This is a genomic window from Roseinatronobacter bogoriensis DSM 18756 (assembly GCF_004366635.1).
GTDB classification, from domain to species: domain Bacteria; phylum Pseudomonadota; class Alphaproteobacteria; order Rhodobacterales; family Rhodobacteraceae; genus Roseinatronobacter; species Roseinatronobacter bogoriensis.
This window is the reverse complement of record NZ_SORN01000007.1, coordinates 167,766-183,536: the sequence shown is the minus strand read 5'-3', so window position 1 is coordinate 183,536 and position 15,771 is coordinate 167,766. Positions and strand designations below refer to the sequence as shown.

Annotated in this window: 15 protein-coding genes and 2 pseudogenes; 12 read left to right on the top strand and 5 right to left on the bottom strand. The window is 57.2% G+C overall.

Features of this window, described 5'->3' with window-relative positions; genetic code table 11:
* Positions 1 to 825, bottom strand: an 825-nt coding sequence (locus EV660_RS14600) for a plasmid recombination protein (protein WP_134047596.1), incomplete at its 3' end; no start/stop codon positions are given.
* 532 nt (positions 826 to 1,357) lie between these two features.
* On the opposite strand from EV660_RS14600, the gene EV660_RS18685 reads away from it, so the two are divergent.
* Positions 1,358 to 1,615, top strand: coding sequence for a hypothetical protein (locus tag EV660_RS18685; RefSeq protein WP_157798877.1), 258 nt, complete (start codon positions 1,358 to 1,360; stop codon positions 1,613 to 1,615).
* Here the strand turns inward: EV660_RS18685 and EV660_RS19105 are convergent.
* The 3 genes and pseudogenes from EV660_RS19105 to EV660_RS14585 all read right to left on the bottom strand — a co-directional run bounded on the left by EV660_RS19105 (position 1,507) and on the right by EV660_RS14585 (position 2,910).
* Positions 1,507 to 1,923 (bottom strand): GIY-YIG nuclease family protein, encoded by a 417-nt coding sequence (locus EV660_RS19105; RefSeq protein ID WP_369122184.1) that lies wholly within the window; start codon positions 1,921 to 1,923, stop codon positions 1,507 to 1,509. The two genes, EV660_RS18685 and EV660_RS19105, sit on opposite strands and share 109 nt — an antisense overlap.
* Positions 1,924 to 1,957: 34 nt before the next feature.
* Positions 1,958 to 2,128: pseudogene (locus EV660_RS14590) on the bottom strand (tripartite tricarboxylate transporter permease); the annotation flags it as partial.
* 95 nt (positions 2,129 to 2,223) lie between these two features.
* Entirely contained in the window at positions 2,224 to 2,910 is a 687-nt protein-coding gene (locus EV660_RS14585) for a GntR family transcriptional regulator (protein WP_071479416.1), read from the bottom strand.
* 114 nt (positions 2,911 to 3,024) lie between these two features.
* Here EV660_RS14585 and EV660_RS14580 point away from each other — a divergent pair, with 114 nt between their 5' ends.
* From EV660_RS14580 to EV660_RS14560, 5 genes are all read left to right on the top strand, one after another.
* Entirely contained in the window at positions 3,025 to 3,819 is a 795-nt protein-coding gene (locus tag EV660_RS14580) for a citryl-CoA lyase (RefSeq protein ID WP_071479417.1), read from the top strand.
* Positions 3,816 to 5,117: a phenylacetate--CoA ligase family protein gene (locus EV660_RS14575; protein ID WP_071479418.1), complete on the top strand. Its 1,302-nt coding sequence runs from the start codon at positions 3,816 to 3,818 to the stop codon at positions 5,115 to 5,117. The genes EV660_RS14580 and EV660_RS14575 overlap by 4 nt, the downstream gene beginning before the upstream one ends.
* Before the next feature lie 71 nt (positions 5,118 to 5,188).
* Entirely contained in the window at positions 5,189 to 6,247 is a 1,059-nt protein-coding gene (locus EV660_RS14570) for a C4-dicarboxylate TRAP transporter substrate-binding protein (RefSeq protein WP_084634640.1), read from the top strand.
* A gap of 3 nt (positions 6,248 to 6,250) precedes the next feature.
* Positions 6,251 to 6,832 (top strand): TRAP transporter small permease, encoded by a 582-nt coding sequence (locus tag EV660_RS14565; protein ID WP_071479420.1) that lies wholly within the window; start codon positions 6,251 to 6,253, stop codon positions 6,830 to 6,832.
* 64 nt (positions 6,833 to 6,896) lie between these two features.
* Positions 6,897 to 8,240 (top strand): TRAP transporter large permease, encoded by a 1,344-nt coding sequence (locus EV660_RS14560; protein ID WP_071479421.1) that lies wholly within the window; start codon positions 6,897 to 6,899, stop codon positions 8,238 to 8,240.
* Here EV660_RS14560 and EV660_RS19065 read toward each other — a convergent pair.
* Positions 8,195 to 8,458, bottom strand: coding sequence for a hypothetical protein (locus EV660_RS19065; protein WP_071479422.1), 264 nt, complete (start codon positions 8,456 to 8,458; stop codon positions 8,195 to 8,197). The two genes, EV660_RS14560 and EV660_RS19065, sit on opposite strands and share 46 nt — an antisense overlap.
* A 733-nt stretch (positions 8,459 to 9,191) precedes the next feature.
* Here EV660_RS19065 and istA point away from each other — a divergent pair.
* The 6 genes and pseudogenes from istA (at position 9,192) to EV660_RS14525 (ending at position 15,765) form a co-directional block, all read left to right on the top strand.
* On the top strand, positions 9,192 to 10,631 hold the full coding sequence (istA, locus tag EV660_RS14550) for an IS21 family transposase (RefSeq protein WP_071479424.1): 1,440 nt from the start codon (positions 9,192 to 9,194) through the stop codon (positions 10,629 to 10,631).
* A pseudogene (istB, locus tag EV660_RS14545) lies at positions 10,628 to 11,429 on the top strand (IS21-like element helper ATPase IstB). The gene istA and the pseudogene istB overlap by 4 nt, the downstream one beginning before the upstream one ends.
* A gap of 173 nt (positions 11,430 to 11,602) precedes the next feature.
* Complete coding sequence (locus tag EV660_RS14540; protein WP_071479425.1) at positions 11,603 to 12,415, top strand: aminotransferase class V-fold PLP-dependent enzyme; 813 nt, start codon at positions 11,603 to 11,605, stop codon at positions 12,413 to 12,415.
* A gap of 571 nt (positions 12,416 to 12,986) precedes the next feature.
* The gene (locus tag EV660_RS14535) at positions 12,987 to 13,244 is read left to right on the top strand and encodes a (2Fe-2S)-binding protein (protein ID WP_084634642.1); all 258 of its coding nucleotides are present in this window, start codon (positions 12,987 to 12,989) and stop codon (positions 13,242 to 13,244) included.
* Between the two features lie 14 nt (positions 13,245 to 13,258).
* A complete protein-coding gene (locus EV660_RS19030; protein ID WP_168800318.1) occupies positions 13,259 to 14,644 on the top strand; it encodes an NAD(P)/FAD-dependent oxidoreductase in 1,386 nt (461 codons plus the stop codon).
* Positions 14,641 to 15,765 (top strand): NAD(P)/FAD-dependent oxidoreductase, encoded by a 1,125-nt coding sequence (locus tag EV660_RS14525; RefSeq protein ID WP_071479427.1) that lies wholly within the window; start codon positions 14,641 to 14,643, stop codon positions 15,763 to 15,765. The genes EV660_RS19030 and EV660_RS14525 overlap by 4 nt, the downstream gene beginning before the upstream one ends.
* Positions 15,766 to 15,771 lie beyond the last annotated feature (6 nt).

Sequence of the window (15,771 nt, the reverse complement as noted above, 5' to 3'; positions counted from 1 at the left end):
ATCCTCGAGCCGTTTCTGATATGTGGCGAGCCTTTTCACTTCTCTGGTGGTCAGGTCAGTTTTCTGGGTCAGCTTTGCAACGCGTTCTTCCATCTTCGCCACACGTGCGCGCGCGGTTTCTTCATCGGCGGCCAGCGCATCCAGTTGTGCTTGCTTTGCCGCCAGGTCCAAAGGCAATTCACGGTGGAGCTTATGGACCGATTTATGAATAATATCTGACCAGTCCGCTTCTGCCGCCAGGCGTTCACCATATCTGTTGCCGCGCTCGATGTCCGGACAAAATCGCTGCATCACTTGCGCGGTCAGATCCTGAAGTCCGGGCAAGACGGCGGGGCGGGTGGATTTCGACAAGGGCATCCCGTCGCGGTTATGCGAGCTGAGGGTGAAATGCGCATAGATCGTGGCTTCATCCCGATGTACGACCAGCCCGTGCAGCGATGTCCGAAGACGCATCGCAATCGCCCTTGCAAGCAGACGGAATGCTCGATCCTGATCTTCCTCGGAGAGAGCCTCGAACATCTGGGCTGCCTGTGATCCGAATGTGATGATCCCGGCTGTGGCAATAGCGGAATTCGATTTCATCGCGCGTTGTGTCTCGCGCTTCGCCCGGCGTTTTGTGGCGATCGCCTTCATCACCGCAGGGAAGGGAGGTTCCAGCAATGTCCGGTTCAGCGGTGACCGCTCCGGATCAACATATTTCGGTTGTGGGCCAATCCGGAGATCATGACGCCGTTGTCCGGAATACCCTGACACGGTATCACTTTGTATCCGGACAGATGTCGCCTTTGGATTGCCGTTTCTCTTTTCATCGTTCAGGAGTGCCATAATTACAAAACCTACTAGCCATAATAGCCCTATCGGGCTTTTTATGACTATCCGGCGAAGAGGAGAAAAAACCTAACGGTCTTTACTTCCCCTTTCGAAACCCCTAGCTGCGCCCCCGCTTCCTGATGAATTCCCTGTTTTTCTGGTGGCTCCGGAACCTGCTGAGATGGCCATTGTGTCCGGATTTTTTCCAGTGACAACCCTCAATAGCAGTTCCAGAAGTTCAATTTCCGGAACCACGTTCTCGTTGGCAACCTCTATGCACTTGTTGATCGTCGCATCTGAGTGCTGCTGCCAGCATCTGCTGCGCGACAAATGCGATCAGCATACCAGATGCGATCGTCACACACTTGCCCCGTGATGCTGTCTCAGTTGCCCCCAAGACCGGAAACTCAATCTAGACGTAGTCATCTGGGTCGCTCAGAAACGGATCCTCACGGTTCGGTGACAGTGATGGCGACGACGGTCGGGGTTGCCTCCACACCCTCGCTTTCCTAACCGTGGGCAACAGTAAATCGAAAGCAACACCCAGATGCGCTTCGGCATGCAAGACCACCTGAGCGGCGGCACGAGCATCTTCGCCCGCATCATGATGTCGGAAATCCAGGTTCAGGACTTTCTTGAGGTTCCCCAGTCCGCGGCCACCATTCCCTTTCAGTTCGGGCCAGGCCCGTCTCGCGATCATGACACTGTCTGCACAGTGAAAATCCGGCTCGGCGATCCCGCAAGCCCGGCTGGCGGCATTGCCGCCAGCGACTGGCGCAAGGTGGAGCGGCGAATGCTGCCGTGAAGGTGGTTTCGCAGAAGGCGACGCCTGATCGGCGTGAGACGGCGCGTACCCACATCTGCCCGCATCGGCTGCGCGATGCCAATGTAAAGCATGTGATGCGTGCCGAGTTGAACGCACCCTTCACGCGTTACCTGCTCCAGTTCAGCGTCAAACCACCATGCATCGACGCCATGCTTGACCTTTCGGCGCTCAATCTCGGCTTCGAGGTCTGCAGGTGCGATCAACAGGTCAGGACAAAGGATGCCTCTGAAATCGGGAGATAGACTATAAGTAAAGCTCTCGCTCGCTGCTGGGCCTTGACCTGTCATTTTCCGCACCATCCGATTCTCCGTTAGGCTACTATCCAATCACGAAACTTGCGACCAGTCCCCAGAACAAAGACGGGAGATCTGCGATCAAACGTGGTCCGGGTGTGATACCATGGATCATCAGTGCGTCGAGCATCAGCGCCATGGTGGTACTGCCGGGAATCCCGAGGGTGAGTGTCGGGATGAATGCCGTTTGCGCAGCGGCATAGGGTCATGGCCGTTCGGCCCGCGTCCCGTCATTGGTCAATGGGGTCTGAGTTGCTGTTGAACACGGCGTCCTGTAGGCTAGGTCTAGGGGGCTCAGATCGCCGTATGCGTTGAAGTCGGTGTCAGCGTCAAATCTCGAGCGCGCGCGAGATGCTGCTTCATAATGCGCTCTGCTGCCTCTGGGTCTTGTGCAATGATTGCTTCAGACAATGCGCGATGTTCGCTGATGGAGTTGTCGATTGTGTCGGGGGTCAACAAGCCGCCGACCTGTCCCATAATCACCGGCAACTGAAACTGACGGCTGACAATTGCCAGATGCCGATTGCCGCTGGCCTCAAGGATCGCTTCATGGAATCGTGTATTTTCATCTATGTAGCGTGTGATGTGGAGCCTTGGTTCGTCGCTCCAGATCGGCTCTATGGCGGCTTCGAAGGTGCGTCTGATCTCTGGATCATGCATTCGCGATGCAGCCAGACGCGCGGCTAGGCCTTCCAGTTCTGTTCGGATCTGAAAAAGCTCTGTCATGTCAGTCGCTGAAAGACGGCGTACGATCGCTCCACGGTTTGGAACCAACTCGACGAGGCCATCCGCCGCAAGCTGCCGGAAGGCATCGCGCAATGTGCCGCGACTAACACCAAACTCTGCCGTCAGGTCTGACTCGATGAGGCGCTGACCCGGGGAAAAGCGGTTGTTGATAAGGCCGTGGAACAGGGCATTCACGACCTGCTCCACAGCGCTCAGGCGGCGCCCATTCTGATGATCTGGCTTCGTTACTATCATGACATGACGCTAGCCAGAAAATGCAAGGTTGACAAGAATGGATTAGTCAGTATTGTCCTACAATATCGTCCGACATGATTGAAGGACACCAAAGAGTTTTGGGGGGCTGTCTGCATGATGATTGGTAAAGCTGGCGCAGCGCGCACCAGCATCTGTACGGCGGATGCTGCGTCGATAACGGTGCGAGGGCATGATTTGTGCGATGATCTTATGGGGCATCGCAGCTTTACTGATTTCTTCTTCTTGTCGGTTGCGGGCCATTTGCCGACTGAGCAGCAGAGGTTCTTTCTGGATGTATTGCTGATCTCGATCGCTGAGCACGGACTTACCCCAAATGCACAGGCCGCACGGATGACCTACGCGGCAGGACCGGACTCGCTTCAGGGCGCTCTGGCGGCTGGAATATTGGGATGCGGCACGGTGATACTGGGTGCGGCAGAACTGGCAGGTGGCTTGCTGGTGAAAGCAAAGGCGCGCGTCGACGCAGGCGAAGACATAGACGCGGTTGCGCGGGACATCGCAATGACCACGCGACAGGCAGGGGGCAAGCTTGCGGGTTTTGGCCATCCGCTACATCGCCCTAAGGATCCGCGCACCGAGCGGATCATGACCTTGGCCCGCGATCAGGGTGTGTCGGCAACACATTGCGCCCTTGCGTCGGCGATTTCGACGGCGGCGGACACCGCATGGGGTAAGCCATTGACCATGAACGTGTCGATGGGCATCGCGGCTGTGCTGCTGGATCTCGACTTTCCGGCGAGCATGATCAAGGCTATCCCCTTGCTTGCCCGCACTGCAGGCTTGCTTGGGCATCTGGCCGAAGAGCAGCGGTATCCGATTGGCTTTCTGATGGCAGCCAAGGCGGAAGAAGCGATCACCTATTTCCCCGAACAGGAGGCTGGAGCATGATGCTCGACGCACACAAAGGCACAACCGTCCTGACAAAGGCTGATGATCAGGCTTACCGGGCGCAGATCGGCTACTTGTTTGCGAACTCTTCGTTCTATCGTGACAAGTTGAAGGCTGCGGGTTTCAATGCCGCTGAAGCCGTCGGGGGCTTAGCTGATATCGCTCAGTTGCCGTTCACGGAAAAAGATGATCTGCGTGCAACGCGCACCGCAGGGAACCCGATTGGCGCTCATCTCGCATGTGCCAAAAGCGACATCGCGCGGATATACTCCACCTCGGGCACAACTGGCGCGCCCAGCTTCATTCCACTGACATCCACCGATATTGAAAACTGGGTGACAATCTCTGCGCGCAGCTATTCTGCGTCGGGTGTGCAGGCAGGTGACCGGGTAGTTACAAGCTACAATGCCGGACCATTTGTTGCAGGTGCTGCACTTGGGGCGTTCGACCGGTTGGGGCTGTGTCATATCCCGGTTGGGACCGGAAATACTGAACGCCTGATGGCGGCGGTTGCGATGTTGCAACCCGCTGCACTTGTCGTAACCCCGTCCTATGCGTTGCATTTGGCCGAATGGGGGGGCGCGCGCGGGATGGATCTGCCCGGGTCAAGTGTAAAGCGGATCATGGTAGCTGGAGAACCGGGCGGCGGCGAGCCGCAGATGCGCGCTCAGTTAGAGGCCGCATGGGGTGCGAAAGTAACCGAAGCAATGGGAATAGGTGACATTGCAGTATCGCTTTGGGGCGAGTGCAGCCATCAGACAGGCATGCATTTCAACGGCGGTGGCATTGTTCATGTGGAATTGATCGACCCGGAAACAGGTCGTGCGATCCCATTTGAAGACGGCGCGCGCGGCGAGTTGGTCTATACTCATCTCAAACAACAAGCCGCCCCATTGCTGCGGTTTCGCAGCCGAGATCATGTCGAGGTTCAGGCATCGACATGTGCTTGCGGTCGTTCCACGCCGCGTGTCCGCTGCATCGGGCGTACGGATGACATGCTGATCGTTCGTGGCGTGAATGTATTTCCGACCGCGCTGCGCGAAGTGGTCAGCCGTTTCATGCCTTCGGTGTCGGGCGTGATCCTGATCACGCCGGGATCAGCCGGAGTGAAACAAGAGCCGCCCTTGCCCGTGCAGGTGGAACTGGCAGAGGGCAATACCGCGACCGAAGGTTTGGCCGAGCAGATCGAAGCCGCGATCCGGGCTGCCCTGATCGTCCGCACCCGCGTTGAGCTGGTGCCATTCGGGGCGTTGCCGCGCAGTGAATACAAATCGAAACTGATCCGGGCGGCGGGATGAGGGGGGGCGAAGCTGTGGCCGACGCCCGGTATCGCTGAATACAAACCAACTACCAAGGGAGGACGAACAAGATGACAAAACACAAAACAGGACTGCTTGCGATGCTTGCGGCATCCACTGTGCTTGCGGGCGCAGTACAGGCGAATACGGTAATCAGGTATGCCGAATACGGGCCTGACCGTGGGGTGCGTGCGGATGCGATCAAGCATTTTGCACAACAGATCGAAGAGCGGTCGGGCGGCGAGATCCGTTTTGATCTGACATGGGGCGGTGCCTTGGTCAGCGGGCGCGATGTGATGCGGGCCGTTGCATCGGGCTTTGTTGATGCCGGAACTTTTGTTCCATCCTGGGAGCCGCAGATGCTTCATCTCTACGAAGTCGGGGATTTGCCAATCGGTTCAGCCGACGCCTGGGTCGCAATGCGCGCGATCTATGAGGTCGCAACAGAAAACGAGGCTTTGGTTCAGGAATTCGCAGGCCATGACGCCACGTATCTGATGCAGTTCAACACCGGGCCGGTGCAGCTTATCTGCCGCGAACCCATCAACGCTGTGGAGGATTTTCAGGGCAAGCGCATCAGAGCGGTTGGTCCCTACATCGAGGCTTTCACGGCCCTCGGTGCTGAAATCGTGTCTTTCCCGGCAATCGAAGTCTATCAGGCGCTTGATAGCGGGTTGATGGATTGCAGTCAGGTCTACTGGTCAAACGTTACTGCATACCGTTTGCATGAAGTCGCGGGTCATATGGTTGAGTTGAACTATGGGCAGATGCTTGGTCTGGTCGGCGTGATCAACCGCGATATCTGGGACGGCTTGTCGGCAGAACATCAGGCGCTGATGCGCGAAGTCGGTCGCGACACAACCGATTATCTGGCCCGTGCCCTGTTGGAACTTGACGGCCAGATGAAGGAAGAGTTGGGCTCTGGTCTGGATGGCCACACTGTTGAAATCTCTACGCCTCCTTCGGAAGTAATGGACGTGGTCTATAGCCAGGGCGATGCGCTGACCGATGCATGGTTGTCTGCGGTGAGTGCCAAAGGTCTGGACGGAGCAGGGATTCTGGACCATTTCAACATGGCACAGGAACGGTATGAGAGCGAACGCGCGTCCAATGGCTATCCCTGGGAGTAACTCGTGAGCACGGATAAGCAGCCTCCGGACGATGACAAGGCGTTTGAAGACGGCGATGCGATTGCGCATCGTCGCCCCGATGGTGCCAGCTTTCTTGACCGTGGGCTGCACCTTGTCGAAAGCGCTGCACTCGTGCTTTCGATGCTCGCAATCACTTTTGCCTCCAGCGTGATATTCCTCTCGGTCTTTGGGCGAACCTTCCTGGGTCGCTCCATCCCTGACAATGTTGTCCTTGCAGAAAACATGATGCCGATCATCGTTGCTCTGCCTTTGGCTTATGTCGCGGCCCGCCGGGGACATATCGAGGTTGAAGTGTTCACGAACTTTCTGCCACCGCGCGGGATTTTGGTGCTGAACATGTTTGCAAACCTTGTCGGGCTGGTGATCTTCGGTCTTATCGCGTGGAGCGCGTGGAACATTCTCGGGCGTGACTGGGCGACTGGGCGTTTCTACGAAGGTGTGTTGCGCATTCCGCAGTGGCCGGCCAAGGCGTTCTTTGTCGCGGGTCTGGCGCTGTTCAGCCTGAGACTGGTATTGAACTTCGCAGAAGATGCGATGCGGTTGGTTGGCTTGAAAAAACTCTGAAACAGAGCCGTCGGCGGCTTCGTGCTGACCCGAAGTTTCGGGTGCGGCGTCTCAAGGAGAAAACATGGATCCGGTCTTGCTAGGCGCTCTGGGAATGAGTGCCGCCCTCGTCTTGTTGTTTTTGCGGGTTCCGGTCGCCTTTGCGCTTGGTGCAGCAGCGGTCGGGGGTATCTTCCTTTACTTCGCAATGCCAGCAAGCGGCGGCTTTTTCCCAGAGCGGGCGATGCGCCCCTTGTTTGCCTTTCTCGCATCAGACCCTTATTCCTTTTTGCACGCCTATCCGCTTGTAATGGCGCCGTTATTCATTGCGATGGGCCATATTGCCCATAGGGCTGGCTTCACGACTGATTTGTTCTATGCAATCAGGCTCTGGTTGCCGGCGGTGCCGGGGAACCTGGCGATGGCGTCTGTCATGGGATGTGGCGGCTTTTCTGCCATCACCGGCACATCCGTTGCCTGTGCGGCGGCGATGGGGCGGATCGCGGTGCCGGAGATGCTCAAGTTCGGCTATTCCAAATCCCTGGCGGCGTCTTGCGTGGCAGCGGGCGGCACGCTTGGTTCTCTGATCCCACCATCGTTGCTGCTGGTTCTTTATGGTATCTTTACCGAGCAATCGGTCAGTAAGCTGTTTCTCGCCGGATTGTTGCCGGGGGTTGCAACGGTGATTGCCTATCTGGGCGTAGTCTGGATCTGGGTCAGATTGCACCCCGAGGCGGCACCTGCCGATCCGTTTCGCCCAAGCACAGCCGAACGGATGGCGGCGCTTCGTCGTGCCTGGCCGTTCTTCATTTTGTTCTTCCTTATCATCGGGGGCATTTATTTCGGCATCTTTACGCCAACCGAGGCAGCGGCGGTGGCGGTTGTGGTGGCCGTTTTGTTGGGCGTGCTTACGCGCAGGCTGACATGGGCCGGGTTCATTGATGCACTAAGAGAGAGCGCTTATCAGACTGCTGTGGTTTTCGCGATTGCAATTGCGGCCAAGATGCTGCTGTCTTTCGTTGCATTGACTGGGGTTACTGCGGCGCTGCTGAACTGGGTTGAAGCCGCAGATCTTTCGGTCTTCGTTATCATGGCGGCGATCGTGTTGCTCTATATCGTCCTGGGTACATTTCTGGACCCTATCGGCATCATCCTTTTGACCATCCCGCTGACTGTACCTCTGATCGAGTCAATGGATATGAGCTTGATCTGGTTCGGGATTGTTGTGATCAAGTTGCTGGAGATCGGATTGATTACGCCCCCGATCGGTCTGAATGTGTTTGTCATCAAAAGCGTTGTCGGAAAGGCCGTGCCGCTGGAGGCAATATTCAAAGGTGTGCTCGCATTCCTGGCGGCTGACGTGGTGATCTTGTGGTTGCTGCTTCAGTTCCCAGGCTTTGCGCTGATCCTGCCGGATGCGATGTTCTGACGGATCGCGAGAATGAACCAGCCGCCGATCCGGCCGATCATCTCGACCGGCAGCGACAGGTTCAGGCGATCGCGCATGGTGATGGCCACCGCGATCGAGATTAACACGCCCGAGGCCGCGATGGCCGCCTCTTCCCAGAAGATGCGCCGGGCATAGGCGTCGAAGAAATACCACCACCAGAAGAAGGCGGGCGGCGGGTAGACAGGCAGGCCCCACATATCAAAGCACGCCGGGCCCAGCTGCGCCTGAAACCCCAGCCGCCAGGCCAGACCGCTTTGCGCCCTAGGTCGTGATGAGCACGATGAGGGCTACGGCCAGGATCTGGCCCCAGAGGGTTTTCGTGGCGGTCATGGTGGGGTATGGTTGGGGTGCCGGGCGGCCGGTCAAGTGGTCCCTGCTGGCGGTCGCATGTTCGGCGGCTGTGGCGTGTAGATCGGATCAAGGGTGTTGGCGTCCCATCCAAGCCCGTGAGAGGTTACCCGCCGGTCGCGGCATCTGTGCAAAGTCTGATCGAAGTTGCGGCATCATTGATTTTCTGGGTCGGAGAACGGTCATTCGATTCGCCTATGCACTAGGTCTGAGCACATGCGTATGACCGATACTCCGAGAACCTCTAGTTCTTCGCCGCCAGCCGCAGTTCAAGCCGTCTCAATGCGAGGATTACTCGGTTGGCCTGCATATTGGGCAGGCTGAGCGACGGCATTGGGGAATGCAGCTGCGCAGCATTTGGAGAGTCTGACCGTCCTGAGAACGGCAATGCAAAAGTGATCCACGGAAGCGGCGGGATAGTCCTGCTGCGGGTAGAGTAAAACTTTGCCACTTTGGCCCTTTCTGGATGCAGGAAGGGCGGGGGTATTTTCAGCGTGGAACTTTACAGGAAGGTCCGCCTTGCGCGTCGGGGCGGCATGAGCGAACGGGGTGAGCCATGAGTGCGCCATTGGTTCAAGCACCATGGCGAACGCGAGCTATTTCGGGATTTCGCGTGCAAGCGTAAAGAAGATGATGATGTTTTCGGTTCCGCCTGGCTATCAGCGAACGGCGGATATCAAGCGGCCCAAGCTCGATGGCTTCACCGGCTTCATTGATCAATGGCTGCAAGACGATCTCAACCGTCCCCGCAAGCAGCGCCACACCGCCAAGCGTATTTTTGAACGGCTTTGCTGCGAGCACCAGTTTCAAGGCGGCTACACAACGGTCAAGAACTATGTCCGCGAACATGGGCGGCGCAATCGCGAGATGTTTGTGCCATTGGCTCATGCCCCTGGCCATGCCCAAGCGGATTTCGGCGAAGCCATGGTTGTGATCGGCGGGGTTGAGCAGAAGGCGCATTTCTTCGCGCTGGATCTGCCTTACAGCGATGCCTGCTTTGTGCGCGCTTATCCAGCAGCAGTCTCTGAGGCTTGGGTTGATGGCCATGTCCACGCCTTCGCCTTCTTTGGCCGTGTCCCGCTGTCAGTTCTCTACGACAATGACAGGTGCCTTGTCGCGAAGATCCTGCAGGACGGATCGCGCAAGCGGACCAAGCTGTTCAGCGGATTCCTGTCGCATTACTTTATCCATGATCGCTATGGACGTCCGGGGAAGGGCAACGATAAAGGCGCTGTTGAGGGTCTGGTCGGATATGCCCGGCGCAACTTCATGGTGCCCATCCCTCATTTTGCGACATGGGAGGCGTTCAATCTCTGGCTGGAAGAGCAGTGCCGCAAGCGCCAGGGTGATGTCTTGCGCGGCCATAGCGAGAGCATTGGGCAACGTCTGATCCGCGACCTCGATGCCATGATGGAACTTCCCACGTCTTCATTTGACGCCTGTGATCAGGCGACCGGCCAAGTGGATTCGCAGTCCATGGTGCGTTACAAAACCAACGATTACTCGGTGCCGGTTGCCTATGGGCACCGCAATGTCTGGGTGCGCGGCTATGTCGATCAGGTGGTCATCGGCTGTGGCGGTGATGTGATCGCCCGCCACCCCCGATGCTGGGACCGAGAGGATATGGTCTTTGATCCCGTTCACTATCTGCCGCTGCTTGAGCAAAAGACCGGCGCTCTGGATCAGGCGGCCCCGTTGGTGGAATGGGCACTGCCAGAGGAATTTGATACTCTACGCCGCTTGATGGAAGCCCGGATGATCAAGGCTGGTCGGCGCGAGTATGTGCAGGTTTTGCGGTTGTTGGAGACGTTCGAGATGGCCGACCTGAATGTCGCCGTAAAAAACGCGCTGCGCATGGGCGCGATCGGGTTTGATGCCATCAAGCATCTTGTCTTGTGCCAGGTCGAGAAACGGCCGCCTAAACTGGATCTGGATGTCTATCCGTATCTGCCGCGCGCCAACGTTGGAACGACGCGTGCGGCCAGCTACATGTCACTGATGAAGCGGGGGAAAGCGGCATGACGCAAGCGCCACAAATCCTGCTGGAGCATCGGCTCAAATCTCTCCGTCTGCCAACTGTGTTGCGAGAATATGGCAAGCTCGCTCGGCAATGCGCCACAGAGGGACAGGATCATGTTCAGTTCCTCGCTCGTCTGGTCGAATTGGAAATGATCGACCGTGAACGGCGGATGATCGAACGGCGCATCAAGGCAGCGTTCGCCATGGCCTTGAACCAATGGCGGCTTCATGGCTCACTTCCCCGCCGTCAAAAGCCTGGACAGCTTCGAGTTCAAGGCGATCCCGGCCTTGAACAAGATGCAGGTGCTGGAACTGGCGCGCTGCGAATGGATTGAGCGACGCGAAAATGTCATCGCTCTCGGACCTTCCGGCACCGGCAAGACCCATGTCGCTTTGGGCCTTGGCCTGTCAGCATGCCAGAAAGGCCTGTCTGTAGGCTTCATCACCGCCGCAGCGCTGGTTCACGAACTAATGGAAGCCCGAGATGAACGCAGACTGTTGCGGCTTCAAAAGCAGATGATCGGTTACAAGCTGCTGATCATCGACGAGCTGGGCTTTGTGCCGCTGAGCAAAACCGGCGCCGAGCTTCTGTTTGAACTGATCTCCCAACGCTATGAGCGCGGCTCCACACTGATCACCAGCAACTTGCCATTCGACGAATGGACCGAGACCTTTGGATCAGAACGCCTGACCGGCGCGCTGCTCGATCGACTTACCCACCACGTCAACATCCTTGAGATGAATGGCGAAAGCTACCGCCTAGGACAAAGCAAGGCGCGTCAGGCAACACCCAAAACCTGAACCCCAATCAGCACGGATTGGCCCGGACGGGCCAAAGCATCCGGGCAACCGTCAGCTATATGACAAGCGCGGCTGCCCGGATGCTGGCGCTTGTCTATGCGGTGATTATCCCAACCCCAAAGTGGTAACATTTTGCGCTGCCCTTTGGCCCACTTTTGCTTTGCCGTTGACAGATGGATCTGCAACTGGATGATCTTGCGCCGCTGATGACTGACCGCACACGGCTCGTCTGTGTGACCCATGTATCAAACATCCTCGGCAAGGTGCATCCGGTCGCGGAGTTCGCGCGGTTTGTGCATGACCGCGGCGCGCAGATTTGCATTGATGCGGTTGCCTATGCGCCGCACCGTCTGATTGATGTGCAAGCTTGGGACGTGGACTACTATGTCTTCAGCCTCTACAAGTCCTATGGCCCCCATGGAGCGCTGATGTATGGAAAGCACGACCTGTTGGCAAAGCTGGACGGCCTCTATCACTATTTCTATGGACGGGATAAAGTCAGCGCCAAGCTGGAGCCGGGCAATCCCAGCTACGAAGCCGCCTATGCTACGGACGGCATTCTGTCATACCTGACAGAGCTGGCCCGCCACCACGGCGCCACGGGGAATGATCGTGCGCTGCTGGCCGCCGCTTTCGACCGGATCACCGCGCAGGAGGATGCGCTGACTGATCGCCTTCTGGTCTGGCTGTCGGCACGGAATGATTGCCGTATCATCGGCCCGGCGGTGAACAATGCCAGCGACCGTGTGCCCACTATCGCCTTCAAATTCGATGGTATGGACTCGGGCGTAATCGCCCGCGCAATGGATGACCACTGCATCGCCATACGCTTTGGTGACTTCCATTCGCGGCGCCTGGTAGAGCGTCTGGGCGAGAACAGGGACGGTGGTGTCTTGCGAGTTTCGATGGTTCATTACAACACTCTGAAGCAGGTCGATCGCCTGACCGATGCGCTGTCACACATCCTGGCGCGCGAGAAAGCTTGAGCAGTCTGGACGTCGCTATCCCGGGTGGGACCAAGATTGTCGATCCTATTGCCGACAGCATCTGCTTAGCAGTGTAGGGGCAGAACACTTTGCTCCTGCCCTTTACTCCTCGTGCCAAGGGTAAATCGTCACAGTTGGGAGCAGGCCGGCTTGGCGTCATACTGCTCTCTTTTAAGGTGGCTAGTCAGAGTGCCAGCAGGCTTGGCTGACAAAGCCCCGCTGACCTTCTTGATCTTTGTAAATCCAAGCTTTTTGGGGCTTCGATGCTACCTGCCGCGCGACTAGTCGGCATCACCCCTGAAATCAAACTGCGACTAGCCGCGTGAATTCGGCGGCTGCACCCCGTTGCAACCGGGGAGTTTACCAGTCGTCGCCAGATTATAGCATGTGTAATCTTCCCCAAACAATCATGCCTCGTTGCATTCATCTTTCCAGGTTAGAAACGTCTTCAAAGTGCGTGCAGCTTCTTGAAATGCAATGTCGGGGCTCAGCTTCACATGCAGGACTAAAAACAGGATTGCGCTGATTACATTTATTTGGTATACAGATTGTGTACTAAAAACGAGATGACATGCTGCTTGAACTTCAGATAAAGGTTGACGGAGTTTCTATGCCTTGCAGGGCAGGAATGACTGTTGCTGCGGCGCTGCTGCGAAATGGTATCTACAAGTTTAGATCAAGTCCGGGCGATGGGGCGCCACGAGGCCCGTTCTGCATGATGGGAGCGTGCCAGGAGTGTGCTATTCTAATAGATGGTCGAATCCAGAGAGCGTGCCAAACTCCCGTCCGCGATAATATGAATGTTAAGCTTGCGGGCGCATCAGCATAATGACAGGTAGTGGCATGCATGATTTGGTGGTGATTGGTGCAGGCCCCGCAGGTGGTAATGCAGCGCTTTCGGCAGCTCAGGCAGGACTTGATGTTCTGGTTATTGATGAAGCATCGCAGCCAGGGGGTCAAGTTTGGCGCGCCCCGAGTCTCGGCGTTACGCTTGCGGCAGATCCCGATCTTACACGCGGTCAAGCGATGCGCATGGCGTTGGGAAATGCCAAAATTCCTATCAAAACAGGTTTTTCGGTCTGGTCGGTCGCGCCCATTTCGGACGGATTTGAAATAGCTCTTGCCTCCGAGGGCGGGCCGGAAATGGTCAAGGCGCGCCGCCTGCTGGTTGCAACTGGCGCGCAGGAACGCGTTGTGCCCTTTCCAGGCTGGACGCTGCCAGGTGTCTTCGGCCTTGCCGCAGCAACGTTGATGCTGAAGACTGAAAATATGTTACCAGGGAAGCGCATCGTTATTGCCGGTCAGGGACCGCTACTTCTCGCTGTGGCTGCAAAAGCGCTAAAACTCGGCAAGGTCCCAATTGCAGTTGTTGACTATAATGGCCTTGGCGCTTGGCTGCGCAGCGTAGCAGGGTTTGCGCGACATTTACCTTCTTTCGGACAGGGTTTGACATGGCAGGCAAAGCTTGCTCTTGGAAGGGTGCCGATAAGAAGGCGCTCTGAAATCACCCAGGCCTTCGCAGATAACAACGGATTACTTGCAGAGATCGAAATCGCGCCGCTGGGGCGCGGTCGGAAGCAACGCTTGCGAGTTGATACTGCCTTCATTGGCAATGGCTTGGTTCCGGGCGACGAGATCCTGCGCCTTCTTGGTGTAAAGCGCGTGCCGGACCCGATGACTGGATGGCGCATCGCGGCCGATGCGCATGGGCGATGTGGTCCATCTGGTTTATATGTGGCGGGTGATGCAGGCCGTATCCGAGGTGCGCTGCCGGCGGCAGCGCAGGGCCGGCGTGTCGGGCAGGTGATTGCGCGCGATGCTGGAATTACGACCAGCTTTGATGCGGTGGACGAAGCGCCCGAATTTGAACGCTTCGCCGATGCCTCATGCCGACTTATGCAGGTAGATGACGCGCGCATTTCTACACTGCCCGATGAGGTAATCCTGTGTCGCTGTGAAGATGTGACCGTGGGCATGGTCCGCCAGGCCATCGCGGAAGGAGCGCAGGATGCAAACCAACTAAAGCATTTCACACGGCTTGGCATGGGGCCTTGTCAGGCTCGCATGTGCGGTGCCAATGCTGCAGCATTGCTACGCAGCCACGCGAAGGTGCAGCCTGGCGCGGAATATCTGACACCGCGCAGCCCTATTCGGCCAGTCGATATCACGCATATGGCAGGCCAGTTCGATTATGCTGATATTCCCGTTCCTAAACCGGCCCCGTTATGACAAAAACAGTTGATCTTGCTGTTATTGGCGGCGGAATTCACGGTGCCAGTATCGCCTTGTTTGCTGCACGTGGCGGCATGAATGTTACACTAATCGATCGTGATGCGTTGGCGCGCGGAGCTTCAGGGACAAATGCCGGGACGCTGACCATGCAGATGACCCGCGCTGCCTTGATACCCTATGCACTGAAGGCGCACGAAATGTGGGTGCGCGCACCTGAATGGCTAGGCCATGATGTTGGCGTAAAAGCCTGCGATGGATTGTCTCTTGCATTCACCGAAGCTGAGGAAACCCTGCTTGCAGAACGCGCAGAAGCACGACGTGCCGCCGGAGCCCCAATCCGACTGGTCACGCCGGAAGAGGCTCGCGCAATCGAACCGAGCGTCAGCACGCAGATCAGAATGGCAAGCCACTGTACGATTGATGGTTTTGCCAATGCCTACCTGACTGGCGTCGCCTTCCGGCGTGCTCTGATATCAGAAGGAGTTGAGCTGCAGGAGTATACTAGTGTTGACGCTGTGGAGCCTGCGGCCAGGGGGTACTCAGTTCATACAAAGGCAGGCGTGATCAACGCCCGTCAGATTGTCCTGGCCGGTGGCGTATGGCTTGAGCCGATGCTGCGCTGGCTGAGTGTTCATGTGCCCATCCGTACGCTGGTAAATCAGCTGGCCGTAACCGAGCGGATGCCGCCAGTGATGCGAACAGTGGTGGGAATTGCCAGCGGGCTTTTATCACTTAAACAGTATCCGCATGGAACAGTGGTTATTGGCGGAGGGTGGCAGGGTATCGGGGATCGAACGCGGAATACGCATTCTGTGGTCCATGATAGCTTGATCGGCAATGTTCGGTTGGCGGTACACGCCATTCCTGGTCTTGCTGCCTCTCGGATCGTTCGCAGCTGGACCGGGTTTGAGGCTGAAACGGCAGATGCCTTACCGGCCGTTGGGGCAGTGCCGGGACATGAAGGAGCCTGGGTCTGCGGATCGGTCCATTCCGGATATACGAGCGGCCCGTATATCGCGCGCTGCCTGTCGCAGGCAATCCTGGGCGAAGAACCGGAAATGCCTCTATTTCCTATCGACAGACTGCTTCCTGCGGTTGTTTCCAATCCGCTGAAATAAGGAACT

Coding starts and splice junctions, on each gene's coding strand:
- EV660_RS19065 (WP_071479422.1), bottom strand. CDS start 8,458: ATGTGGGGCCTGCCTGTCTACCCGCCGCCCGCCTTCTTCTGGTGGTGG.
- EV660_RS18685 (WP_157798877.1), top strand. CDS start 1,358: ATGCGCTTCGGCATGCAAGACCACCTGAGCGGCGGCACGAGCATCTTC.
- EV660_RS19030 (WP_168800318.1), top strand. CDS start 13,259: ATGCATGATTTGGTGGTGATTGGTGCAGGCCCCGCAGGTGGTAATGCA.
- EV660_RS14535 (WP_084634642.1), top strand. CDS start 12,987: ATGCTGCTTGAACTTCAGATAAAGGTTGACGGAGTTTCTATGCCTTGC.
- EV660_RS14525 (WP_071479427.1), top strand. CDS start 14,641: ATGACAAAAACAGTTGATCTTGCTGTTATTGGCGGCGGAATTCACGGT.
- EV660_RS14585 (WP_071479416.1), bottom strand. CDS start 2,910: ATGATAGTAACGAAGCCAGATCATCAGAATGGGCGCCGCCTGAGCGCT.
- EV660_RS14575 (WP_071479418.1), top strand. CDS start 3,816: ATGATGCTCGACGCACACAAAGGCACAACCGTCCTGACAAAGGCTGAT.
- EV660_RS19105 (WP_369122184.1), bottom strand. CDS start 1,923: ATGACAGGTCAAGGCCCAGCAGCGAGCGAGAGCTTTACTTATAGTCTA.
- EV660_RS14560 (WP_071479421.1), top strand. CDS start 6,897: ATGGATCCGGTCTTGCTAGGCGCTCTGGGAATGAGTGCCGCCCTCGTC.
- EV660_RS14580 (WP_071479417.1), top strand. CDS start 3,025: ATGATGATTGGTAAAGCTGGCGCAGCGCGCACCAGCATCTGTACGGCG.
- EV660_RS14570 (WP_084634640.1), top strand. CDS start 5,189: ATGACAAAACACAAAACAGGACTGCTTGCGATGCTTGCGGCATCCACT.
- istA (WP_071479424.1), top strand. CDS start 9,192: ATGGCGAACGCGAGCTATTTCGGGATTTCGCGTGCAAGCGTAAAGAAG.
- EV660_RS14540 (WP_071479425.1), top strand. CDS start 11,603: ATGGATCTGCAACTGGATGATCTTGCGCCGCTGATGACTGACCGCACA.